The organism is Tritonibacter sp. SIMBA_163 (assembly GCF_046535935.1).
GTDB lineage: Bacteria > Pseudomonadota > Alphaproteobacteria > Rhodobacterales > Rhodobacteraceae > Epibacterium > Epibacterium scottomollicae.
In genome coordinates this window covers 1-252 of sequence record NZ_JAWJBP010000924.1, presented here as the reverse complement: position 1 = coordinate 252, position 252 = coordinate 1, and the positions used below count along the sequence as shown (strand labels likewise).

At 61.1% G+C, this 252-nt stretch carries 1 protein-coding gene; it reads left to right on the top strand.

Annotated features, from left to right (window positions below):
* Positions 1 to 252, top strand: a 252-nt coding sequence (locus R0J92_RS25025) for a hypothetical protein (protein ID WP_411053671.1), incomplete at both ends; no start/stop codon positions are given.

The following is a 252-nucleotide window of genomic DNA, read 5'->3' as shown; positions in this document are numbered from 1 at the left end:
ACTTCGGGATCATCGGCTTCGCGGTTCCCGTCGACGAAAACAATTGCCAGGTTTATTTCTGGCGTACCCGCAAGGTGCAGGGCTGGCAGCGCGACGCGTGGCGCTTCATGTATCGCAATCGGCTGGAAGGTCTGCATTGGGCCGTGCTGGAGCAAGACCGCTGTGGTCTCGAAAGCAGTGCTCCGTATGCGCGCGAGGAGGGGTTTCTCTATGAGCACGACGTGGGCATGACGCGTGTGCGGCGCATGCTGC